Source organism: Halomonas sp. PGE1 (assembly GCF_013000985.1).
Taxonomy (GTDB): Bacteria; Pseudomonadota; Gammaproteobacteria; order Pseudomonadales; family Halomonadaceae; genus Halomonas; species Halomonas alkalicola.
The window spans coordinates 1,395,022-1,418,178 of the sequence record NZ_CP053032.1; the positions used below are offsets into that span (position 1 = coordinate 1,395,022).

The following is a 23,157-nucleotide window of genomic DNA, read 5'->3' on the forward strand; positions in this document are numbered from 1 at the left end:
ATCATCCAGACCCATATCCCCGAGCTTCTCGAAAGGCTGGAATCCCTCAGGCGCTGACGATGCGCGCGCGGCTGGTGCCGTTGCCCTGCGGTTCCACTCTTATCTGCACCGGGATGCGCTCGTGCATCTCCTGCACGTGGGAGATCACTCCCACCCGGCGGCCCAGCGCCTGCAGGCCGTCCAGCGCCTCCATGGCCAGGGCCAGCGACTGCGGGTCCAGGCTGCCGAACCCCTCGTCGATAAACAGCGACTCGATGGTGAGCTCGCCGGAGGCCATGGAGGCGAGCCCCAGGGCGAGCGCCAGGGAGACCAGGAAGGTCTCGCCGCCGGAGAGCGAGTGCACCGAGCGCGTCTCGTCGCCCATGTCCTGATCCACCACCAGCAGGCCCAAGGGCGATCCGCCCCGCGCCAGGCGGTAGCGGCGGGTCAGCCCGGCCAGGTGGGCGTTGGCGTGCTCCAGCAGCTGCTCCAGGTTGTAGGCCTGGGCGATGCGCCGGAACACCTTGCCGTCGGCGGAGCCGATCAGCTCGCTGATCCGACCCCAGCGGCGGTACTCGGCCCGGGCGGCTTCCAGCTCGCCTTGGCCGGCCCGCTGGCGCTCACGGCGGCGGTCGTCGTCGGCCAGCGCGAAGGCGGCGGCGTCACGCTCGCCCTGGGCGGCCGCCAGCCGCGGGGCGAGTTCGGCCTGGCGCGCCGCCAGTGCCTCCCGGCGCTGGGCGATCGCCTCGGCGGTGCGCGCGCTCAGCAGTGCCTCGTCGTCGGCCTCATCCTCTCCTGACGCCTGCTCGCCCAGCCCCCCGTCGCGGCGGTGGGCGAGCAGCGCCCGGCGCCGCTCGGCCAGGGCGGCGCCGGCCTGCTGGCGAGCCTGGTCGGCCGCCTCTATCTCGCGCTCCTCCTCCCGGGCCTCGGCGTCGTCCTGGGCCAGCAACCGCGCGAGGGTAGCGTCGTCCAGCGAGGGGTGCTGGGCCCGCCAGTCGGCGAGTTCGCGGGCGAGGTCGTCGCGCTCCTGCTGCAGGGCGTTGAGCCGCTCCGCCAGGTGCTCCTGTCGCTGGGCCAGGCGCTGCTGCGCCTGTTCGGCGGCGTGGCGGCGGGCCAGCGCGCCGTCCCGGGCCTGACGGGCCTCGGCCTCGGTGGCGTCGAGTCGCTGCTGCCACGCCTCCGCCGAGGCGTGCTCGCCGAGCAGGGCGCGCAGGGCACGCTGGGTGTCGTCATGCTGACGCTGCAGCTCGGGGAGGCGCCGTTCCAGTTCCGTCAGGTCGCGGTCGGCCCTGGCCTTATCGCCCTCCAGGCGAGTGAGGGCCAGCTCACCCTGGCGCAGCGACTCCTCCAGGGGGGCGAGCTCGGCTTCGGCTCGCGCCAGCGCCTCCAGGGTCTGCTGGGCCTGCCGGCGGCTCGCCTCGCTCTCGTGGCGCTGGGCCTGCAGCCAGGCCTCCCGGGCCGGCGCCTCCTCGGCGTCGAGCTCGTCGTGGAGCGGGTGCTCCCTCAGGCCCGTGCGGGCCTCCGCCAGGCGCGCTTCGGCGCCTGCCAGCGTCCGCTCGCCCTGGGCAAGGGCGGCCTCCAGGGCGCGGTACTCGCCCAGCAGGGTGTCGCGCCGGGCCTGGGCATCGTCGCGGGCCTGCCGGGCGGCCTCGAGCTGGCGCCCCTCCTCGGCCTCCTGGGCGGCGAGCTGAGCCGCCTCGGGGGTGGCCGGTGGCTGATGGCGCCAGGGGTGGTCCTGCCCACCGCAGACGGGACAGGGCTCGCCTTCCCGCAGGCCCTCGCGCAGCCGGGCCACGCTCTCGCTGCGTACGGCGCGGCTGCGCTCGATCAGGGCGGTGACGCTCTCCAGGTGGCCCTGGGCCCGGTCGAGGGCCTGGCGAGCCGTCTGCCCCTCGGCCAGCAGGCGCTCGCGCCGCTCGCGGTCGGTCGTTTGCTGGTGAGCCTGGTGGCGGCACGCCTCTTCGGCACGCTGGTATTCCTGCCAGCGGCTGGCCAGCGCCTCCAGGGCGAGGGTGCGAGCGGCGGCCCGATCGTGGGCCTGCTGGCCGGCCTGGCGGGCGGCCGCCAGGTGTGAGTGCTCACCCACCAGCTCGGCCAGGGCCGCCTGCCACTGACGCTGCTGCTCATGGCGCTTCTGCTGGGCGGCCTGCTCGCGCTGGTGGTCGTCACTCAGCTTGGCGGCCTGCGCCCGGGCTTGGGTGAGCTGGGTCTCGCACTCGGCCAGCTCGCGCTGGCGCTGGCTGAGGGCGTGCTGGTGCGCCCGGGCCTCATGAAGGGCCGGTTCGGCGCGCTGGCGTGCCTCGCCGGCGTGCGTGAGGGCCTGCTCGGCCTCGGCCAGGGCGCGCCCGGCGGCCTTGTGCTCGGCCTCGGCGGTGGCCAGTGCCTCGTCGGTCTCGCGCCGGGTCGCCGCCAGGGCGTCGAGCTCGGCGGGCAGGGCCGCCTGGCGGGCCAGGGCGTGCCGCCGGGGGGCGATCAGCCGGCGCCAGTCGCGGTCGCGGCGGGCCTCGGCGAGATCCTGCCAGGTTGCCTCGGCGGCCTGCTGCTGCGCCAGGCCCTCGGCATGGGCCGCGTGGCGCCGGTCGTCCTCCTCGTGCCAGCGGCGCGTCGCCTGGAGCGATTCCGCCTGGGTCTGCAGGTGAGTAAGGGCTTGCTGGGTGGCCTCGGCGACGCGCTCGAGCTCTGCACGGGCCTCGGGCTCGGCGGGCAGGTCGTCGGCGAGCTTCGCCTCCAGGGCCTCCACCGTCTTTCGCGCCTCGCTGGCGCGGCGGTAGGCGGCCATGGAGATCTCGGAGTACTCGGCGGTGCCGGTGAGGCGCTCGAGCAGGTCGCTTCGGGCGTTGTCGTCGGCCTGGAGGAAGGCGGCGAACTCGCTCTGGGCCAGCAGCACGGCGCGGGTGAACTGGTCGAAGGTGAGCCCCAGTCGCTCCGGCAGCAGGCGCTCGAACTCGCGCTTCTGGGCGGTCAGCAGGCGCTCGTCGTCGAGGTCGGTGAGCGATTGCTCCGCCGCCTGCAGGCGGCCGGTGGCCTTCTCCCGGGCGCGGCGCACTGCCCAGCGGGCGCGGTAGCGGCGTCCGTCGCGGCCCAGGAAATCCACCTCGGCGTAGCCGCTGGCGGTGCCGCGGCGCAGCAGGGTGCGGGCATCGCTGGTGGTGAGGCGGGAGTCCGGGGTGTCATCGATCTGGCTGTCGCGGGCCGGCGCCTGGCGCAGCCGCGGGGTGCTGCCGTAGAGCGCCAGGCACAGGGCGTCGAGAAGGGTGCTCTTGCCGGCGCCGGTGGGGCCGGTGATGGCGAACAGGCCGGCGTCGCTGAGCGGCGAGGCGGTGAAATCGAGCTCGAGGGGCCCCGGCAGCGAGGCCAGGTTCTCCAGGCGCAGGGCAAGGATCTTCATGGCCGCGCCTCCCGGCCACTCGCCTCGCTGTCGTCGGCGTCCAGCACCTCCTGGCGCAGGCGGTCGAAGTCGGCCAGCACGTCGTCGCCCGGCGGCTCGCCCCAGCGCGCCTCCCAGGTGCGCTCGAAGAGCCTGCGCGGGCCCAGGCTCTCCAGGTCGACCCGGGCCGCGGTGGCGTCTCCCTCGACGGTGGGCAGGCGGCGCTCCAGGCGCAGCAGGCGCACCGCCTTGTCCTTGAGTGCGGCCTCCACCCGGGCGCGCAGGTCGGGGAGGGGGGCCTCGAGCGCGACCCGCACCTCCAGCCAGGGCCAGTGCTCCTTCGGCAGCGCCGGGTCGTTCTCCAGGGCCTCGAGCTCGGCCAGCACGCTATCGATGGGGCCGGGGCCAATACGATGCATGGCCACGGGGCGCGGTACCGGGATCGCCATGGCCTCGGCCAGCGACTCGCCGTCCAGGGTCACCTCCACCACCTGGTGGGGGTAGGCCACCTCGCTGAAGTCCAGCGGCAGGGGGCTGCCGCTGTAGCGGAGGCGCGCCTCGCCAACCTGCTGGGCGCGGTGCAGGTGGCCCAGCGCCACGTAGGCGATGGCCGGGGGAAAGAGGGCGGCGGAGATCGACTCCTCGCCGCCGATCACGATGGGCCGCTCGCTGGCCTCGGAGACCGCCGCGCCGTGCAGGTGTGCGTGGCTCATGGCCACCAGTGCCTGGCCCGGTTCGCGGCGCGCCTCGGCGGCGGCGATCAGCTGGCGATGCACCCGGGTGATACCGGCCACGTAGTCATTCGCGTCGGCGGCGTCGCCGGGCCCGCTGTCGTCGTCGCGGCTTGCCAGCGCCGCGCCGGTCACTTCGGCGGGGCGCAGGAAGGGCAGCGCCAGGCACCAGGCGAGGGTCTCGCCGGCGGCGTCGGTGAGCGGCACCAGCAGGCGCTCGGCATCGAGGCGGCCGTCGTCGAGCCAGCTCACCCGCCCCAGGGCGTGGGTGCGCAGCCGGCGCATCAGCGGGGCGGGCAGCTCTATGCGGTTGCCGCTGTCGTGGTTGCCGGCGATCAGTACGATATCCAGCCGCGGCAGCCGCTCGTGGGCGGAGACGATGAAGTCGTAGAGCAGCTCCTGGGCGGCAAGCGAGGGGTTGACCACGTCGAAGATGTCGCCGGCCACCAGCAGGGCGTCGGCCTGGCGCGCGGCCAGGGTGTCGAGCAGCCAGGCGAGAAAGGCGCGGTGCTCGGCGTGGCGCTCCTGGCCGTGGAACGTCTGGCCAAGGTGCCAGTCGGCGGTATGAATCAGCGTCAACATGATCGGCGGGGCTCCCTTCCCTGGCGGGCATCGAAAGGCGATAGTCTACGCCACTGGAAGCGGCGGTTCAGGAGCCCGCTGAGACATCCCTCCGGAGCTGATCTGGCGACAAGCCTCTGAGGAGGCGCTGTGAACCCCTCCCTGGGCGCTATCGACGCCATCCCTGGCGTAGGACCTCCTCTACGGCTTGTCCCCAGCGCTCCTTACGCCGTGAAACAGGAGCCCTTATGCCACTCACTCCCCTCCACGACTGGAATCTCTCGCCCCGCGAGGCCATCGCCCTGCAGCGGCGCCTGGCCGGGCGGGTGGAGCGTGAGGATCGCCTGGGCGAGGTGCGGTGCATCGCCGGAGTGGATATCGGCTTCGAGCAGGGCGAGGCGATCACCCGGGCGGCAGTGGTGGTGCTGGCCTGGCCGCCGCGGGGGCCGGGGGTATTCGATGTGGTCGAGGAGGTGGTGCACCGCGGGCCCACGCGGATGCCCTATATCCCCGGGCTGCTCTCCTTTCGCGAGGTGCCGGCGGCGCTGGCGGCCTTCGAGCGGCTCGGCGTGATGCCCGATCTCATCATGGTGGACGGCCAGGGCATCGCCCATCCGCGCCGGCTCGGGGTGGCCTCCCACCTGGGGCTGTGGCTCGACCTGCCCACCATCGGCGTGGCCAAGTCGCGGCTCTGCGGGCGCCACGGCGAGCCGGGGCCCGCGCGGGGTGACTGGACGCCGCTGATCGACGGCCCCGACGACGAGGTGATCGGTGCGGTGCTGCGCTCGCGGGTGGGCGTGAAGCCGCTCTTCGTCTCGCCGGGGCATCGCCTCTCGCTGGCCGCGGCGCTCGACTGGGTGATCCGCTGCCTCGGGCGCACCAAGCTGCCGGAGCCGACCAGGATGGCCGATCGCCTGGCCTCCCGACGGGGAAACCGGTGATTTTCTACACGATATCCAGCGTCGTCTTGCGGGCCGGCGCGGGGAAGGCGGCGTCGAGGCGGGCGAGCGCTTCCTCGGTCAGCGAGATCTCGAGGGCCCTGGCGTTCTGCTCCACGTGCTCGAGGCGGGTGGCCTTGGGGATGGCGATCACGTCGCGGGGCGCGCCCTCGCCCCGTGGCCGGATCGCCCAGGCCAGCAGCAGCTGGGTGGGGGTGATGCCGAGCGACGAGGCGATCTCGAGCACCTCGGGGTGGGTGAGCAGCTCCCGGCGCAGCTCGCCGGCCTGGGCCAGCGGGCAGTAGGCCATGGTGGGGATGCCGCGGGCGCGCTGCCAGGGCAGCAGGGCGTGTTCGATGCCCCGGGAGCCGAGGTGGTAGAGCACCTGGTTGACTGCGCACGCCTTGCCGCCGGGCAGGGCATGTAGCGCGGCCATCTCGTCCACGTCGAAGTTGGAGACGCCGAAGCGGCGGATCTTGCCCGCCTGGCGCAGCCGCTCGAAGGCCTCCAGGGTCTCCTCCAGCGGCACGCTGCCCGGCCAGTGCAGCAGGTAGAGGTCCAGATGGTCGGTGCCCAGGCGTGTCAGGCTCGCCTCGCAGGCGGCGATGGCCGAGTCCCGCCCGGCGTTCCAGGGGTAGACCTTGGAGACCAGGAAGGCCTCGTCGCGCCGGCCCAGCAGCGCCTCGCCCACCACCGCCTCGGCCTCGCCGTCGGCATACATCTCGGCGGTGTCGATCAGGGTGAGGCCACGCTCCAGGCCGTGCTGCAGGGCGCGCACCTCGTCGCTGCGCGGGGCGAGCCCCTCGCCCATGTGCTAGGTGCCCTGGCCGATGGCGGGAAGCTCGACCGCAGGCGCATGGGCGGTGGCGGGCAGGGTGACGGTGGGTGACGAGATGGCGGACATCGTGGCTCCTCGTGGCGGTCGGGTTTCTGCCACAATAGCAGACCGCCTTCCCCAGACCGCCTTTCCTGTTGCCACGAGAGTCCCCATGTCCGCATCCATCGAGCCCACCCCGAACCAGGCCCAGGCCCTGGCCGCCACCCGCGCCTGGGTCGAGACCTTCGTGGTCGCCCGCAACGTCTGCCCCTTCGCCGGGCGCGAGGTGGCCCGCGACACCATCCGCTACCTGGCGGTGGAGGCCGGCGACTGGGAGCGCGCGCTGCTGACCCTTGTGGCCGAGTGCGAGCGCCTCGACGAGATGCCCGCCATCGAGACCACCCTGCTGGTGCTGACCCCGGGGCTCGAGGCCTTCGACGACTACCTCGACTTCCTCGCCGTGGCCGAGGCGCTGCTGGAGGACCAGGGGTATGAGGGCACCTACCAGCTGGCGAGCTTCCACCCCGACTACTGCTTCGAGGGAGCCGAGGAGGAGGACGCCGCCAACTTCACCAACCGCTCGCCCTGGCCGATGCTGCACCTGCTGCGCGAGGCGGGCCTCGAGCGGGCGCTTGAGCACTATCCCGACCCCGAGGCGATCCCCGAGCGCAACGTGGCGGCGATGCGGGCGCTGGGCGAGCCGGCCCTGGCCGCGGCCCTGGCCAGGCTGCGTGACGGCAAGCGTTGAGTCGTGGCTGGCCGTTCGCGGCCGGAGAGGCTAGGCTCGAGTCTTCCCCAGACGACAGAGGAGTAGTGCCATGAGCCAGGTGAAACTCGGCGGTGAGCCGGTGGACGTTGCGGGCAGCTTTCCCGCGGTGGGCGATACGGCGCCCGCGCTGACCCTGACCAATGCCGAGCTGGCGGATGTGACCCTTGCCGACCACGCCGGTAAGCGCAAGGTGCTCAATATTATTCCCAGCGTCGATACGCCGACCTGCGCTACCTCCACCCGCCGCTTCAACGAGCTGGCGTCGCAGCTGGATAACACCGTGGTGCTGGTGGTGTCCGCCGACCTGCCCTTTGCCGCCCAGCGCTTCTGCGGTGCCGAGGGGCTGGAGAAGGTGGCGACCCTTTCTACCTTCCGCCATCCGGAATTCCGGCGCGACTGGGGCGTCGATATCAGCAGCGGACCGCTGGCCGGCCTCTGCGCGAGGGGCGTGGTGGTGCTCGACGAGAACGATCGCGTGATCCACAGCCAACTGGTCGACGAGATCAAGGACGAGCCGGACTACGAGGCGGCGCTCGCGTCCCTCGGCTAGCGGGTGAGGGAACCGGATCGCCCGATCCATGCAGACGGCCACCCTCGGGTGGCCGTCTTCGTGCCGGGGGGGGCTCAGCCCGCCTGCCGCTGGCGGGCGGCCTCGACCAGGGCGCGGATCAGGCGCTGCTGGGGGCGGTTGAAGATCAGCCACTCCGGGTGCCACTGCACGCCGATCAGGAAGTCGTGGTCGCGGGATTCGATGCCCTGGACCAGGCCCTCGCGGTCGCGGGCGACGATCTCGATCCCCTCGCCGGTTTCCTGCACCGCCTGATGGTGCAGGCTGTTGATGCGGCACCAGCTCACCCCCAGCAGGCGGTGGAGCTTGCTGGCGCCGACGATATCCACCGTCTTGCGCGGCAGCACCGTGCGCCGGCGCTTGAGGCCCTCGTGGGTGGTGTAGATGTCCGGGTCCAGGGTGCCGCCACGGTAGACGTTGATCAGTTGGGCGCCGCGGCAGATGCCGAGCACCGGGGTGCCCTCGGGGATGAAGCGCTCGAGCAGCTCCAGCTCCAGCTCGTCGCGTTGGGGGTCGACCCGCACGTCGAGCTGCACCTCGGAGTCGTAGAGGTGGGCCTGGATGTCGTCGCCGCCGCCGATGATCAGGCCGTCGAGGCGCTCGGGCAGAGGGCGCGAGGGCGACAGCCGCCGCGGCCGACCGCCGTGGCGCCACACCGCGAACCAGTCGAAGAGCCAGGCGATCTGGCTCTTGTCGTCGGAGGTGGTGATGCCGATCAGGGGGCGGGGATCGCTCACGAGGTGCCCGCCCAGCCGCGCATGCGCAGCCACAGTCGGGCCAGCGGCGAGAGGGTGTGCTTGGCCACGTAGCCGGCGCTGCGCTTGGCCAGCAGCTCCTTGTCGGCGGCCAGCTTCTCCACCTCCAGCCAGCGGTTCCACTCCGTCACCGAACCCCAGCCGGGCTCCGAGAGCCGGGCGTCGGGCAGCCGGTAGTGGAAGGTGGGGCGTGCCTTGACCAGCTTGTTGCGAAACAGCGGGTGGGGGTAGCCGGGGCGCAGGTGGGCAAACAGCGGGGTCATGTCGAGCTCGCGGTTGCGGGTCGGGTTGTCCTCGAGATAGTCGCCGATCAGGGTGTCGAGATCCGGCGCATAGCGGGGGTCGAGCACCTTGAGGGCATATGGCTTGGGGAAGGGGTTGGCGTGGGGCAGCACCTCGCGGGTGATGTCCACGTCGATCTGCTCGCGCAGCCACTCGGCGGTGAGCAGGTAGGCACGCAGGTGGTCGAGGAGGCTCTCCACCGAGAGGCTCGCCGCTTCGGGATTGAGGTGCAGGCCGAAGCCGTAGAGCAGGCTGGCGTCGGTGCCCTTGGCGCCGTGCTGGCGCAGGGCGTCGAAGAGGGCGTCGAGCTCGTCGAGCTCGTCCCAGGGTACCGCTGGGCAGACGATCTCGGTGGGCACCAGGCCCGTGACCACGTCGCCGATCAGCTCCCGGGTGCGGGTGTGGAAGTCGACGCGCATCTGGTGGCGCTGGCGCTCCCACTCGGTATCGTCCTTCGGACGGGCGTCGAGCACCTCGCGGTCGGGATGGGCATACTGGGTATCGAGCTCGATGACGAAATCGCCCCAGCGGGTCTCCTGCACCTTGAGACGGTGGGGGCTGATGACCGTCAGTTCGCCGCCGAACAGCTCGCGCACCAGCTCGGCGGTGTCGCGGGGCGGCAGACCGGCGAACTCGATCTCGACCCCGACGCGGCGCGTCTCGCCGTCTGGATTGCGGGGCTCGGGTGGCGGGAGAGGCGTCATGGCGGCATCCTGTGCGTGACCGATGGGCTCGCGTGGAGCCTAACATATCAGCGGCCTGCGTCGCCGACCGAACACGGAGAAACGATGTCCCTACCACTGCGCCGAACCCTCTTCACCTGCCTGGCCTGGCTGCTGCTGCTCCTGCTGGCGCTGCCCGCCCAGGCCCAGCAGCTGGGCCTGACGGGGCTGGTCGGAGGCGGGGAGGCCACCGCCGAGCATGACCCCCAGGCGTTCCAGGAATCCCTCGAGCAGGTGATTGCCACCCTGGAGGACGCCGAGCGGCGCGGCCAGCTGCTGGAGGGCCTGCGCGAGCTGCAGGCGGTGCACGGCGAGGCGGCCGAGGAGGCGGCCCTGGCGCCGCGCCAGGGGCTGCTCGGGGCCCTGGCCGAGACCCTGAGCGACCTGGGCGAGCAGGCCGAGGCAGGGCACTCGCCCGTCGACCAGTGGCAGGACCAGCTGGAGCAGGGCTGGGAGGACCTCAGCGGCCTGGTGACCGGCACCGGCAATGCCGACCTGATGCGCTTCCTGGTGGAGGGGGCCGTGCTGCTGGGCATCTGGGTCGGCCTGCTGGTGATCCTGATCGCCCTGGGGCGCCTGCTGGCCCGTCGCCGCGGCTGGCCGCTCGACCTGCCCCGGGACCCGCGGGCCTGGTTGCTCACCGTGCATTTCCTGCGCCGCATGCTGCCCTGGGCGCTGGCCTTCTTCCTGGTGCTGGGCATGGCGCAGCTGATCCCGGAGAGCTCCGGTCGCACCATGGCCCTGGTGGTGGCCTATATCGCCCTGTGTGGTCGTACCCTCTCGGTGGTGGTGGAGACCTTCGTCTCGGTGTTTACCCGCGGGCATCGCTTCGTGGCGGTGCAGATCCTGCAGCAGCGCGCGCTGCGGCCGCTGTTCGTGATCGGCGCGCTGATCGCGCTGGGCGATGCCTTCAACTCCGGACGCCTGACCGACCTGATCGGCGACGAGCTGGCCGGCCTGCTCTCGGTGCTGGCCAACATGCTGGCCGCGCTGCTCAGCATTCGCTTCATCCTGCGCTTCCAGCGCCCCATCCAGCACATCATCAGGAACCGCCCCTGGCGCGAGCGCCGTGAGAGCAGCGGTAGTGCCAGCGTAGTGGCCGTGGTTGGCAGCCTCTGGCACGTGCCAGCGCTGCTGCTGGTGGGCGCTTCGCTGGTGGCGATCTTCGTCACCGGCGGTGACGTGGGCACGGCGCTGGCCCGCTCGATCATTTCGGCGTCGCTGCTGGTGCTGGCGCTGGTGGTCACCGGCCTGCTGCGCCGCCACGGGGAGCGGCGCAGCAAGCGCAACCAGCGGCGGCGCATCAGCCAGTATCGCCAGCGCCTGGAGCGCTTCGGCTATGTGCTGGCTCATGCCGCCACCTGGCTGGCCTTCGCCGAGCTCTCCACCCAGGTGTGGGGCGGGTCGCTGATCGGCATCGGCCAGCAGGGGGTGGCGAGCGCACGCATCGGCCAGGCGCTGCTGGCCGTGGCCTTTACCGTGCTGCTGGCCTGGCTGGCGTGGATCTTCGCCGATACCGCCATCCAGCGTGCCCTGACCAGTTCGGCGCGCACCCGCGGGCGGCGGGTCAACCAGGCCCGGGCCCAGACCATCACCCCGATGATCCGCAATGTCATCTTCACCACCATCGTGATCATCGCGGCGATCGTCGGCCTGGCCAATCTCGGGGTGAACGTCACCCCGCTGCTGGCCGGTGCCGGTGTGATCGGCCTGGCCATTGGCTTCGGCGCCCAGACTCTGGTGCAGGACCTGATCACCGGCATCTTCATCCTCATCGAGGACTCGCTGGCGGTGGACGACTTCGTCGAGATCAACGGCCACATGGGCACGGTGGAGGGGCTGACCCTGCGTACCGTGCGCCTGCGTGACCTGGACGGCATCGTGCACATCATCACCTTCAGCCGCATCGCCACCATCCACAACATGTCGCGGCAGTTCGGCATCGCCCTGATGCGCATCCGCATCCCCCACGAGATGAAGATCGACGATGCCATCAGCCTGATGCAGGAGACTGCCCAGGCGCTGCGCCAGGACCCGATGATGCGCCACTACATCTGGTCGCCGCTGGAGATGCAGGGCATCCAGGCCTTCGAGGAGGGCTGTCCGGTGCTGCGCATGCGCTTTCGCACCGCGCCCGAGATGCAGTGGGACGTGGCCCGCGCCTTCAACCTGCTGCTCAAGCAGCGCATGGAGGAGCAGGGCCTCGACCTGGCCATGCCGCGCCTCAACATCAGCATGCAGGGCCGCGGCGGCGGCCGTCTGGACGGCAGCGACGAGGGCATCGCCCGGGCCAGCGAGTCCCCTGATGCCCCCCCGCGACGCCGCCGGGCGCGAGCCCGGTGAGGCCCAGGTGGCCGACCCCGAGGGCGACACCAACCCCCGCGGTGCCTCACCGGATCCCGGCCAATGATCAGCGTGGATCGCGCGGATGCGCTCTCCCTGCGTATCTCCCGGGTGCTGCAGGAGGAGACCGCCCACCAGTTGGATCTCTACCTGTTCGTGCCCGGGGAGCTGGGGCTTGGCCCCCAGGTGCTCGCCGAGGAGGCCTTCTACCACGCGGCGATCCACGTCAAGCGCACCTACTACAGCGACCGCTACCGCCTGCCGCTGGTGCTCAGCCGGCTGGCCGAACGGGGGCGCCTCGACCCGGCGCAGTACCGCCTGGGGATGAGCCTCTACGCCTACCAGTACGTGGTGGCCCTCGAGGGCTCCAACCAGCCGCTGCTGGACGCCGCCCGTCGGGTGCGCCGGGCCGAGAAGGCCGCCGCCGGCAAGGAGAAGGGTGCTGTCGGCAAGGAGAAGGGGGCGAGCGGCAAGGAGAGCGCCCCGGCTGCCAGGGAGAGGCCCGCACCCGGCACGCCGAGCGCCCAGGCCGCCAACGACACGCACAAGCCCGCCGGCGGCCAGGCGAAGGAGCGCGAGGGGCAGAAGGAGGAGGCCTCCCTGGAGACGCGGCTGGAGGAGCACGCGGAGCTTGCCACCGGGATTCTCAAGCGGCTGCGTCGCCAGGAGCCCGCCGAGGAGAGCCTCAGCCGCTACTACGTCACCATCGACAACTATCTCTCCTGGTTCACCGAGCAGCGCCTGCTGGCGCTGGTGGCCAACCTGCCCAGGGGCGCGCGCTTTCGCGAGATTCGCAAGCGGCTCCTGGCCATCTGCCGGGAGGAGGGCGCCCATCGGGAGGCGCAGCAGTACAACTCCGAGCGGGTCACCCGGGACCCGACCCGCATGTCCAACAAGATGCGGCTGCTGCGCCGCTTGATCGAGTACCCGGTGACCCTCAAGCAGAAGACCCAGGAGCTCGGCGGGGGCGAGCAGAAGGCGGTCAAGGCGCTGGCCACCGCGGTGGTGATGGTGTTCGTCTCGCTGGGGCTCTTGCGGGTGCGTGACGCCCTGTCCGATATCACCGCGCTCTTCGTGCTGGCCATGGCGGTGCTCTATGCCCTGCGCGAGGTGTTCAAGGACGACCTGCGCAACACCCTGTGGCGCCTCCTGCGCCGGGGGCGGCCCAAGTGGCGACGCCAGTACCTGGACCCCACCCGCAACGTGACGGTGGGCCATCAGCTCGAGTGGTTCGACTATCAGCGCTTCCTCAAGCTGGACGAGGAGATCAAGCGGGTGCGCAAGCGCAACGTGGCACAGCGCGAGGAGGTGGTGCTGCACTATCGCTCCCGCTCGCGGATGTCACCGACGCGCTTCCTCAGCGGCTACGAGCACACCCGCGAGACCCTGACCCTGGACCTCTCGCCGCTGGCGCGGCTGATGGACAAGGGCAGCCACCGGGTCTACCGGCTGGAGGAGGGGCAGGTGGTGCGCGAGGAGGTGGAGAAGCGCCATCTGATCAATCTGGTGATTCGCGAGGTGCAGGGCGACCGGCCGCCGACCCTGCAGCGCTGGAAGGTAGTGATGAGCCGTTCGCGGATCGTCGACGTGGAGCGGGTCCATGCCGAGGGGGCGGGCCAGGCAGACTGAACCGGGGCAAGGGTTGAAACGGCGTCCAGCAAACCCGGCCCCGGTCAATGCGTCGCCGCCGGCAAGTTGCTATCTTCAGGGTGTATTCCCATAAATCCGTGGAGAACGCCCGATGCTAGCTGCAGATGTCATGACCCAGAACGTCATCACCGTATCGCCGGACAGCGAGGTGCGCGAGATCGCCAGCCTGCTGCTGGAACACGGCATCAGCGCGGTCCCCGTCGTGGATGATGGTGGCAAGGTGCTCGGCATCGTCAGCGAGGGTGACCTGATGCGCCGGGTGGAGAACGACACCGCGCGCCGCAAGTCCTGGTGGCTGAAGCTGTTCGCTGGCCACGATGCCGCCGACTACGTGAAGTCCCACGGTCGCCGTGCCCACGAGATCATGACCAAGGACCCGATCACCATCGCAGGCGACATGCCGCTGCACAAGATCTCGCGGCTGCTCGAGAAGCATCACATCAAGCGGGTGCCGGTGGTTCAGGAGGGCAAGCTGGTGGGCATCGTCAGCCGCTCCAACCTGCTGCGCGGCTTCTCCGTGGTGGCCACCGAGGCCAGCGTGACCGCGGATGACCGCGAGATCCGCGAGGCCATCCTCAAGGAGGTCGACGCCAACACCGGCGTGCTGGTCGACCGGATCAACGTCATGGTCTCCGACGGCAAGGTGCAGCTGTGGGGCCTGGTCGAGAACCAGCAGGAGAAGATGGCCGTGCAGGTGGCCGCCGAGAATACCGCGGGCGTCAAGGAGGTCGACAACAACCTCGGCTTCGTGCCGCGCGGCGTCGGCAGCCTCTGAGGCTCGGCGCGGCTCCGGCGCGCAACGCAAGCACGAGCTAAACAAGCACGAACTACGCAAATACGAGCTACGCAAACACGAGAGGGGCGGCCAGTTGGCCGCCCCTCTTCTTATGGTGGGCTTTGTCGTTGCAGGCTGGCCCTATCAGGCCTCGCCGGGGGGTACCGGTTGCGCCCGGGCGATGGTCTCGAGGGCACCGCGCAGGTGGGCCAGGCTGCGCTCGCGGTCGTGGAGCTTCTCCAGGCCGAACAGGCCGATGCGGAAGGTCAGGAAGCCCTCGCCCTCGTCGCACATCAGCTGCACGCCGCCGGCCACCTGCAGGCCCGCCTCGGCAAACTTGCCGACCAGGCCGGCGTCATCGGTGTAGCTGACCACCACGCCGGGGGCCTCGAAGCCGGGGGCCGCCACGCTCCGATAGCCGAACTCTGCCAGCAGCTCGCGGACGCCGTCGCCCAGCGCCTGCTGCTCGTCGCGCACCTTCTCCAGGCCATAGGCCTCTATCTCGACCATCACGTCGCGAAGCGTCACCAGCCCGTCGGTGGGCAGGGTGGCGTGGTAGGCGTGGCCGCCGCCCTCGTAGGTTTCCATGATGGTGAGCCACTTCTTGAGGTCGCAGGCGAAGCTCGAGCTGGTGGTGTCGTCGATGACCTCGCGGGCCTGGCGCGAGAGCATCACCATGGCGCAGCAGGGCGAGGCGCTCCAGCCCTTCTGGGGGGCGCTGACCAGCACATCGACGCCGAGGTCCTGCATGTCGACCCAGATGGCGCCGGAGGCGATGCAGTCGAGCACCAGCAGGCCACCCTCCTGATGGATGGCATCGGCCACCTGGCGGATGTAGTCGTCGGGCAGGATGATCCCCGCGGCGGTCTCCACGTGGGGCATGAAGATGATGTCCGGCTGCTGGTCGCGGATCGCCTCGATCACCTCCTCGATGGGCGCCGGGGCGAAGGGCGAGGCGGGGCTGCTCTCGTCGAGGCGGCGCGCCTTGAGCACGTTGATATCGGCCGGGATGCGGCCCATCTCGAGGATCTGGCTCCAGCGGTAGCTGAACCAGCCGTTGCGGATCACCAGGCAGCGCCGCTCCTTGGCGAACTGGCGGGCCACCGCCTCCATGCCGAAGGTGCCGCTGCCGGGCACGATCACCGCACTGTGGGCGTGGTAGACCCGCTTGAGCTGGCCGGAGATATCGCGCATCACCTCCTGGAAGCGGGAGGACATGTGGTTCAGGGCGCGGTCGGTATAGACCACCGAGTATTCGAGCAGACCATCGGGATCGACGTCGGGAAGCAGGCCGGGCATGTGAGTCTCCGTCATGAAGCGGGGAGCCTTCAGGTTAGCGAAGGCGGGTCCATGGACTGAGAATATGCCCATTCGCCACCCGGGGCCAGCGGCCCGCGCGGCGGGCTTGAGGCGGGTCAAGTGAGACGCGAGCGCCCCGTCGGTTACCCTGACGGGGCGCTGCTGTTTTCAGAGGGCCGCCGGCTCAGTCGCCCTGGGCGGCCTGGATGGCGGTCAGCGCGATGGTGTAGACGATGTCGTCGACCAGCGCCCCGCGGGAGAGGTCGTTCACCGGCTTGTTGAGGCCCTGCAGCATGGGGCCGACGCTGACCACCCGGGCGCTGCGCTGCACCGCCTTGTAGGTGGTATTGCCGGTGTTGAGGTCCGGGAAGACGAACACCGTGGCGCGCCCCGCCACCGGGGAGTCCGGCGCCTTCTGGCGGCCGACGCTCTCGATGGCGGCGGCGTCGTACTGCAGCGGGCCATCGATCGAGAGCTCGGGGGCCCGTTCCCGGGCCAGGCGGGTGGCCTGACGCACCTTCTCCACGTCGGCGCCTGAGCCGGACTCCCCCGTGGAGTAGCTGATCATTGCCACCCGCGGCTCGATGCCGAAGGCCTGGGCGGAGCGGGCGCTCTGCAGGGCGATCTCGGCCAGGGTCTCGGCGTCCGGGTCGGGGTTCACCGCGCAGTCGCCGTAGACCACCACCTGCTCGGGCAGCAGCATGAAGAAGATCGACGAGACCTGCTCATAGCCCGGGGCGGTCTTGATCAGCTGGAAGGCCGGACGCACGGTGTTGGCGGTGGTGTGGATGGCGCCGGAGACCAGGCCATCCACCTCGTCGAGGGCCAGCATCATGGTGCCGAGCACCACGTTGTCCTGGAGCTGGGCCTCGGCGGTCAGCTCGTTCACCTTGCCGGTGCGCCTCTCCACCATGGGCGCCACGTAGCGCGCCCGGATGCTGTCCGGGTCGATGATCTCGAGCCCCTCGGGCAGTTCGATGCCGCGCTGGCGGGCCACCTCCATGATCTCCTCGCGCTTGCCCAGCAGCACGCAGCGGGCGATGCCGCGACGCTGGCAGATGGCGGCGGCCTCCACGGTGCGCGGCTCGCTGCCCTCGGGCAGGATGATGCGCCGGTCGGCCTGCTGGGCCAGCTTGACCAGCTGGTGGCGGAAGGCGGAGGGGGAGAGACGGCGGGTATAGCCGCGGCTCAGGTGGTCCTTGAGCCACTGCAGATCGATATGGGCGGCCACGAAGTTGGCCACCCGCTCGGCGCGCTCGAAGTCGTCGATGGGGATGTCGTTGCCCATCTGGCCGAGGTTCTTGGCGGTGGTGAAGCTGTCGGTGTCGACGCTGATCACCGGCAGGCCGGTCTTCAGCGCCGGGCGGCACATCTCGATCATGTTGTCGCCCGGGATGAAGCCGTTGGTAAGCAGGACGCCGGCCAGGGGGACGCCGTTCATGGTGGCCAGGGCCGAGGCCAGCACCACGTCGTCGCGATCGCCGGAGGCCACCACCAGCCCGCCGGGTTTGAAGATGTGCAGGGCGTTGGAGGCGCTGCGCGCGCAGAGGCTGGTGGAGAGCACCCGCCGTTCGGGTTCCCCCTCGTTGAGGAAGCGGGCTCCCAGGGCGCGGGCCACGTCCAGCACCCGCGGGGCGGAGAGCGCCGGGGCGTAGGGCACCATGCCGATCAGGTGGAAGCGTTCGGTGGCGAGCGCGGGGGAGTGACGGCGCAGCTCGGCGAGCAGGGCCTCCTCCAGGGCCGGCGCGGCGGTACCGGGGGCCAATCCACTGGCGTCCTCGCCCCCGGGCATGTTGTGCATGCGCATCAGGATGCAGCCCAGGGTGCGGGCCGAGCCGACCCCGCCGAAGGCCCGGGCGTGCATGTCGAGCTGCTCGGCCAGCGCCTGGGGATCGGCCAGGTCGCCGCTGCCCACTAGGATGATCCGGGCGTTCAGCGCGTGGGCCAGCTGGGCATTGACCTGGGCGGCGTAGCTGGCGTGGCGCGTCGGCACCAGCCCCTCCATTACCAGCAGCTCCGGGGCGCCGTCCGGGAAGGCCTCGAGGGCGGCCTCCTGGAGCTCCACCACCTGCTCCATCAGCACGTCGAGGCGGTCCTGGCGCAGCAGGCGCTCCATCTCGGACTGGGGGATCGGCGCCGGCGGGCGCAGCCCCAGGGTACTGTTGACCAGGGCGCAGGAGCGGTCCGGCCCCGAGCCGTTGAGCTCGTCCTGGCGCAGCGGCTTGAGGAAGCCGGCCTTGAGGCCGATGGTGTCCAGCGCCTGGATCAGGCCCAGGCAGGCCGAGGTGAGGCCGGCGCCCTCGCCGGTGGGCACCAGCAGGATGGCCTGGGGAGCGGGGCGGGCGGGGCGGGGCGTCATCGGGCGGTCTCTCCCAGCAGCTGGCGGGTCTCGTCGGCGATGCGGCCCTCCTCGTCGGTGGGGATCACCCACAGGGCGGGGCGGTTCGGGGCCGGCGCGTCGATGCGGCCCTCGTGGCCGCGAATCGTCTCGCGGTTGGCCTCGGGGTCCAGGGCGAGGCCGAAGTGGGGCAGCAGCGCCACCACCTGCTCGCGCACCCGTGGCGAATTCTCGCCGATGCCGCCGGTGAAGACGATGCCGTCCAGGCGGGGCAGGGCGCAGGAGAGGGCGGCCAGGGACTTGGCGATGCGGTAGCAGAACACCTCCACGGCGAGTGCCGCGCCGGCGTGGCCCGCCTCGGCGGCGGCCTCCAGCTCGCGCATGTCGTTGGAGAGCCCGGAGAGCCCGAGCAGGCCGCTACCTCGGTTGAGGACATCGTTGATGCGCTCGAGGGACCAGCCCAGCTCGCGGGCCAGGTGGGCGTGCAGCCCGGGGTCGACGTCGCCGCTGCGGGTGCCCATGACGAGCCCCTCCAGCGGGGTGAGGCCCATGCTGGTGTCGAGGCTCTGCCCCTGCCACACCGCGGCGGTGGAGCAACCGTTGCCCAGGTGGGCGGTCAGCCAGCCGCCTTCGATGCCGGCGAGGGCATCGGCGCGCGCGCTCACGTAGGCATGGCTGGTGCCGTGGAAGCCGTAGCGGCGGATGCCGTGCTCGCGATAGAGCGCCTCGGGCAGGGCATAGCGGTAGGCGCGGGGCGGCAGGCTCTGGTGGAAGGCGGTATCGAAGACCGCCACCTGGGGCAGTTCGGCAAACAGCGCGCGGGTGGCGGCGACCCCCTGGAGGTTGGCCGGGTTGTGCAGCGGCGCGAGCGCGCTGGTGGCCTCGATGGCGGCCACGACGTCATCGTCGATCAGCGCGGCCCGGGTGAAGCGCTCGCCGCCGTGAACGACCCGGTGCCCCACGGCGCCGGGGCGGTGGTCCCCCAGTCCCTCGAGGATCGCCGCGAGGGCCTCGACGTGGCCGGCGTCACCCAGGGCGCGGGTGAAGGCCTCGCCGCGGCTGTCGACGCCCTTGAGGCGGGCATCGCCGCTGCCCAGCCGCTCGGCCAGGCCGGTCAGGCGCGGCTGGTCGGCAGCCGCCGGCACCAGCGCATACTTGATGGAGGAGGACCCGCAGTTGATCACCAGCACCGGCTCGTTCATCGACGCCTCTTGTGGGATGGAGGGTGAGAGAAGGCTTGGACTTTAGTCTAACATGAGGCCGCCGCCGGTGGTCGCCTCTCGGCTTGACGCCCATCATGATGTGCTGCCCTTGTCCCCTACACTCTGCATGGAAGCCGTGACATGTCGACCCCCTCTGGCGCTTCGGTGGCCCCCGCTCCTTTCCCGCGGCCCCTCGCCCTGGCCCTGATGTGCGGCCTCGCCACCCTGTTCGCCGCCAACCACGTGGCCGCCCGGGTCGCCTTCGATGCCGGTGCCGGCCTGCTGCTGGCCATCGTGCTGCGCTCCGGCGTGGCCGCCCTGGCACTGGCGGCGCTGGTGGTGTTCCAGCGCAAGTCGTGGCGACTGCCCGCAGGCTCCGGACGCTGGCAGCTGGCGGTGGGCCTGCTGGTGGCGGTGCAGAGCCTCTGCCTCTATTCGGCGGTGGCGCGCATTCCGGTGGTGGTGGCGCTGCTTTTGATGAACACCCTGCCGATCCAGCTGGCGCTGCTCTCCTGGGCGCTGGGGGGGCCGCGGCCGACGGCGCGGGCGACGCTGGTCATGGGTGTGATCCTCATCGGCCTGGTGGTGGTGCTGGACGTGCCGACCTGGTTCGCCGACCCCGGGGCCATGGGGCCGGACTGGCTCGCCGGGGTGGCCTTCGGCCTGGCCGCCGCCACCGCCTTCTCCTGCGCCCTGTGGATCACCGAGCACCGCCTGGCCGGCGTCGGCAGCACCCTGCGCAGCCTGCTGACCATGCTCACCGTGCTGGCGGCCATGGTCATCGCCGGGGGCCTGGGGCTCGTGCCGGGCGGCATGGCGCCGCCCCAGTCGCTGGCCGGCTGGACGGGGCTCGCGCTGCTGACGCTCTGCTATGCGCTGGCCTTCTCGGTGCTCTTCATCACGGTGCCCAGGCTCGACATGGCGCGCAACGCCCCGGCCATGAACATGGAGCCGGTGGCGGCCCTGCTGCTGGGCTACCTGGTGCTGGGGCAGGCGCTCACCCCGGTGCAGCTGGTGGGCGGCGGCATCGTGCTCGCGGGGATCCTGTTCCTGGGCCTGTCGAAGCGGGCGTGAGACCAGGCGGCGTCGCCGCCGGGCGACGCCGCTTGGCGCACATTTGCACATTCCCACCTTGAAGAGTGGCGTTCCCGGGACCACACTGTAGGCGTTATAGAACGGTGTTCATTAACGAGGAGAGCCCCATGAAACGCATCACGCTTGCCGCCGCAACCGCGGCCATCCTGGCCGCCGGCGCGGCTACCAGTGCCCAGGCCCAGCAGGCCTTCTATCCCCAGCCCTACATCGGCGGCGACGCCATGTTCTGGGACCTCAACCCCGATGGGCCCGCCTCCAGCCGCGATAGCGTCGGCCTGCGCCTCAACGGCGGCATGCAGTTCAACGAGTACTTCGCCGTGGAGGGCCACCTGGGTGGCGGCGGCTCCGATGGCCCCGTCGAGCTCGACTACCTGATCGGCGCCTATGCCAAGGGTATCCTGCCGGTGGCTCCGGAGTTCCGCCTCTATGGCCTGGCCGGCTTCACCGAGGTGGACTTCGATATCGACCGCGAAAGCGGCTTCTCCTACGGAGCCGGCGCCGAGTTCGACGTGGCCCCCAACCTGTCAGTGGGCGCGGACTACATGCGCTACCTGGACAAGTCCCGCTACAACTTCGATGCGGCAAGCGTGGGTCTTCGCTACCGCTTCTGATCCGCGACGGCTGCGGTTCCCGACGCCCCGAGGCTTTTTCGCCTCGGGGCGCTCTTTTTTGGTGCGTCATGATGCGCCGGGATGGTGCGCAAGGTTCGCCGCCGTCGCGCCAACACCCGCTGCAATGCGGCCTGGCACGCCCTGTGCAAGGTAAGGGCAACGACCCGATGTCACGCCAGGGAGCTGCCATGACCGACTCACGCCTCACGCCCCATTCCGGCCTCGATGCCGCCCTCACGCCGCGGCTGCTGTTTACCGACCTCGACGGCTCGCTGCTCGACCACCACAGCTACGACTGGCAACCCGCCAGGCCCTGGCTTGCACGGCTCAAGCAGCTGGGTGTGCCGGTGATTCCGGTGACCAGCAAGACCCGCAGCGAGATCGTGCCGCTGCGCCGGGAGCTGGGCCTGACCGATACCCCCTTCATCGCCGAGAACGGCGCCGTGGTGGGGCTGCCGCCGGCCTGGTGCCATGCGCGCGTCGACCGCCCGGGCCCCGATGGGCTCGGGATCCGCACCCTGGGGGTGGACATCGGCTTCGTTCGCAAGCGCCTGGCGGTATGGCGCGAGCGTCTCGGGGTGCGCTTCACCGCCATGAGCGAGATGACCCTCGATGAACTCACCGACTACACCGGTCTCCCCGAGCCCGAGGCGCGCCTGGCGCGGATGCGCGAGGGCAGCGAGCCGCTGATCTGGGAGGAGGATGAGGCGCGCCTCGAGGGCTTCCGCGTGGGGCTCGCCGGCGACGGCCTGCAGCTGGTGCGGGGCGGGCGCTTCTGGCACGCCACCGGTACCTCCCACAAGGGCAACGCGGTGAGCTGGCTGATCTCCCGCTTCGAGGCGCTGCGCGGCCGGCGGCCGATGACCCTGGCCCTGGGCGACGGCCCCAACGACATCCCCATGCTGGAAGCGGTGGATCAGGCGGTGGTGATCCGCGGCTGCCATGGCCTGGACGTATTGCCGGACCAGCCATCGCTCTACCGCAGCGAGGCGACGGGACCCGCCGGCTGGGCCGAGGGGGTGGCCTACTGGTGGGGGCGAGCCGACCGCCGGGTAATTCCGGCGGCACTGCGTGAGACCGTCGAGGCGGCCGAGGAGGCAGCGGCATGAGCGACTTCCATCAGAACGGCATCATCACCGACTTCCACAACCTGACCCGGCGGCCGGTGGCGGCGTTGGAGGCGGAGCTCTGCGAGTTCGGCCGTCGTCGGCCCATGAGCCTGATCCTGCCGTCGCTCTTCTCGGAGCTGGAGGGGCCCGCCCTCGAGGCGATCGTCGAGGAGCTACGTCGGGTGCCCTACCTGGCCGAGGTGGTGATCGGGCTCGACCGGGCCGACCGCGAGCAGTTCCTGCACGCCCGGAAGTTCTTCGCCCGGCTGCCCCAGCGCCATCGCATCCTCTGGAACGATGGCCCGCGACTGCGTGCCCTGGATGCCGAGCTGGAGGAGCATGGCCTCTCGCCCCGGGAACCCGGCAAGGGGCGCAACGTCTGGTTTTGCGCGGGCTACGTGCAGGCCTCGGCACGCGGTGCGGTGGTGGGGCTCCACGACTGCGATATCCTCACCTACGACCGGGGCCTGCTGGCACGGCTCTTCTACCCGGTGGCCCACCCCCACTTCAACTACGAGTTCTGCAAGGGTTACTACCCTCGCATCGCCGAGGGCAAGCTCAACGGCCGGGTGTCGCGGCTGATGGTCACGCCGCTGCTGCGGGCGCTCAAGCAGATGCATGGGCCGCTGCCCTACCTCCAGTATCTGGACAGCTACCGCTATCCGCTCTCCGGTGAGTTCGCCATGCGCGCCGAGGTGCTCGACGGCATCCGCATCCCCGCCGACTGGGGCCTGGAGATCGGCGTGCTCTCGGAGGTGCACCGCAACCACTCCACCAAGCGGCTCTGCCAGGTGGACCTGGCCGATGCCTACGACCACAAGCACCAGCCGGTCTCGGAGGAGGATGCCTCGGCGGGGCTCAACCGCATGAGCCTGGACATCGCCAAGGCGCTCTACCGCAAGCTGGCTACCCAGGGCGTGACCTTCAGCGCCGAGGGGTTCCGCACCCTCAAGGCCACCTACTACCGCCTCGCCCTGGACCTGATCGAGGCCTACCATCACGACGCGGTGATGAACGGCCTCGCCCTGGACCGTCACGCCGAGGAGCGCGCCGTGGAGCTGTTCGCCGCCAACCTGCTGGAGGCCGGCAACGCCTTCCTCGACAATCCCGGCGAGCGTCCCTTCATCCCCAGCTGGAACCGCGTGCGCTCCGCCATCCCCGACCTGCTGAGCCGCCTCCACGATGCCGTGGAGGCCGATAACGCTGGGGAAGTGTAACCAGGTCGGATCACAGCGTAGTGCGAGGC

The 23,157-nt window shown here is 71.0% G+C and carries 18 protein-coding genes; 10 read left to right on the forward strand and 8 right to left on the reverse strand.

The window, feature by feature from the left end:
• Positions 1–46: 46 nt before the first annotated feature.
• Both HIR79_RS06605 and HIR79_RS06610 read right to left on the reverse strand, forming a co-directional pair.
• Positions 47–3,367, reverse strand: a complete 3,321-nt coding sequence (locus HIR79_RS06605; RefSeq protein WP_169957721.1) for an AAA family ATPase — start codon at positions 3,365–3,367, stop codon at positions 47–49.
• Positions 3,364–4,659, reverse strand: a complete 1,296-nt coding sequence (locus HIR79_RS06610) for an exonuclease SbcCD subunit D C-terminal domain-containing protein (RefSeq protein WP_169957722.1) — start codon at positions 4,657–4,659, stop codon at positions 3,364–3,366. The genes HIR79_RS06605 and HIR79_RS06610 overlap by 4 nt, the downstream gene beginning before the upstream one ends.
• Before the next feature lie 227 nt (positions 4,660–4,886).
• On the opposite strand from HIR79_RS06610, the gene nfi reads away from it, so the two are divergent.
• On the forward strand, positions 4,887–5,579 hold the full coding sequence (nfi, locus tag HIR79_RS06615) for a deoxyribonuclease V (RefSeq protein WP_169957723.1): 693 nt from the start codon (positions 4,887–4,889) through the stop codon (positions 5,577–5,579).
• A 4-nt stretch (positions 5,580–5,583) separates the two neighbouring features.
• Here nfi and HIR79_RS06620 read toward each other — a convergent pair whose 3' ends face one another.
• Positions 5,584–6,387 (reverse strand): aldo/keto reductase, encoded by an 804-nt coding sequence (locus HIR79_RS06620; protein ID WP_249322275.1) that lies wholly within the window; start codon positions 6,385–6,387, stop codon positions 5,584–5,586.
• Between the two features lie 178 nt (positions 6,388–6,565).
• Here HIR79_RS06620 and HIR79_RS06625 point away from each other — a divergent pair, with 178 nt between their 5' ends.
• Together HIR79_RS06625 and tpx are read left to right on the forward strand one after the other, a co-directional pair.
• Positions 6,566–7,141 (forward strand): DUF1415 domain-containing protein, encoded by a 576-nt coding sequence (locus HIR79_RS06625; protein ID WP_169957724.1) that lies wholly within the window; start codon positions 6,566–6,568, stop codon positions 7,139–7,141.
• A 70-nt stretch (positions 7,142–7,211) separates the two neighbouring features.
• The gene (gene tpx, locus HIR79_RS06630; RefSeq protein ID WP_110068332.1) at positions 7,212–7,712 is read left to right on the forward strand and encodes a thiol peroxidase; all 501 of its coding nucleotides are present in this window, start codon (positions 7,212–7,214) and stop codon (positions 7,710–7,712) included.
• Between the two features lie 74 nt (positions 7,713–7,786).
• Here the strand turns inward: tpx and HIR79_RS06635 are convergent, their stop codons facing one another.
• Positions 7,787–8,467 carry a gamma-glutamyl-gamma-aminobutyrate hydrolase family protein gene (locus HIR79_RS06635; protein WP_169957725.1) on the reverse strand — a complete coding sequence of 227 codons (681 nt, stop codon included), beginning with the start codon at positions 8,465–8,467 and terminating at the stop codon, positions 7,787–7,789.
• On the reverse strand, positions 8,464–9,471 hold the full coding sequence (locus HIR79_RS06640; protein WP_169957726.1) for an amidoligase family protein: 1,008 nt from the start codon (positions 9,469–9,471) through the stop codon (positions 8,464–8,466). Before HIR79_RS06640 ends, HIR79_RS06635 begins: the two co-directional genes overlap by 4 nt.
• Positions 9,472–9,555: 84 nt before the next feature.
• Here HIR79_RS06640 and HIR79_RS06645 point away from each other — a divergent pair, with 84 nt between their 5' ends.
• The 3 genes from HIR79_RS06645 (at position 9,556) to HIR79_RS06655 (ending at position 14,257) form a co-directional block, all read left to right on the forward strand.
• Positions 9,556–11,832, forward strand: a complete 2,277-nt coding sequence (locus tag HIR79_RS06645; protein WP_169957727.1) for a mechanosensitive ion channel family protein — start codon at positions 9,556–9,558, stop codon at positions 11,830–11,832.
• Positions 11,833–11,895: 63 nt separating this feature from the next.
• Positions 11,896–13,461 (forward strand): hypothetical protein, encoded by a 1,566-nt coding sequence (locus HIR79_RS06650; protein ID WP_169957728.1) that lies wholly within the window; start codon positions 11,896–11,898, stop codon positions 13,459–13,461.
• Between the two features lie 112 nt (positions 13,462–13,573).
• A complete protein-coding gene (locus HIR79_RS06655; protein WP_169957729.1) occupies positions 13,574–14,257 on the forward strand; it encodes a CBS domain-containing protein in 684 nt (227 codons plus the stop codon).
• Between the two features lie 144 nt (positions 14,258–14,401).
• Here the strand turns inward: HIR79_RS06655 and HIR79_RS06660 are convergent, their stop codons facing one another.
• The 3 genes from HIR79_RS06660 to HIR79_RS06670 form a co-directional block, all read right to left on the reverse strand.
• Entirely contained in the window at positions 14,402–15,556 is a 1,155-nt protein-coding gene (locus HIR79_RS06660; RefSeq protein ID WP_110068327.1) for an aminotransferase class V-fold PLP-dependent enzyme, read from the reverse strand.
• 184 nt (positions 15,557–15,740) lie between these two features.
• Complete coding sequence (gene pta, locus HIR79_RS06665; protein ID WP_169957730.1) at positions 15,741–17,915, reverse strand: phosphate acetyltransferase; 2,175 nt, start codon at positions 17,913–17,915, stop codon at positions 15,741–15,743.
• Complete coding sequence (locus HIR79_RS06670) at positions 17,912–19,096, reverse strand: acetate/propionate family kinase (RefSeq protein WP_169957731.1); 1,185 nt, start codon at positions 19,094–19,096, stop codon at positions 17,912–17,914. The genes pta and HIR79_RS06670 overlap by 4 nt, the downstream gene beginning before the upstream one ends.
• Positions 19,097–19,237: 141 nt before the next feature.
• Here HIR79_RS06670 and HIR79_RS06675 point away from each other — a divergent pair, with 141 nt between their 5' ends.
• The 4 genes from HIR79_RS06675 to HIR79_RS06690 all read left to right on the forward strand — a co-directional run bounded on the left by HIR79_RS06675 (position 19,238) and on the right by HIR79_RS06690 (position 23,128).
• Entirely contained in the window at positions 19,238–20,170 is a 933-nt protein-coding gene (locus HIR79_RS06675) for an EamA family transporter (RefSeq protein ID WP_169957732.1), read from the forward strand.
• A gap of 128 nt (positions 20,171–20,298) precedes the next feature.
• A complete protein-coding gene (locus tag HIR79_RS06680; RefSeq protein WP_169957733.1) occupies positions 20,299–20,802 on the forward strand; it encodes a porin family protein in 504 nt (167 codons plus the stop codon).
• A 188-nt stretch (positions 20,803–20,990) separates the two neighbouring features.
• Complete coding sequence (locus HIR79_RS06685; protein WP_169957734.1) at positions 20,991–21,911, forward strand: HAD-IIB family hydrolase; 921 nt, start codon at positions 20,991–20,993, stop codon at positions 21,909–21,911.
• Complete coding sequence (locus HIR79_RS06690) at positions 21,908–23,128, forward strand: glycosyltransferase family protein (RefSeq protein WP_169957735.1); 1,221 nt, start codon at positions 21,908–21,910, stop codon at positions 23,126–23,128. The genes HIR79_RS06685 and HIR79_RS06690 overlap by 4 nt, the downstream gene beginning before the upstream one ends.
• Positions 23,129–23,157 lie beyond the last annotated feature (29 nt).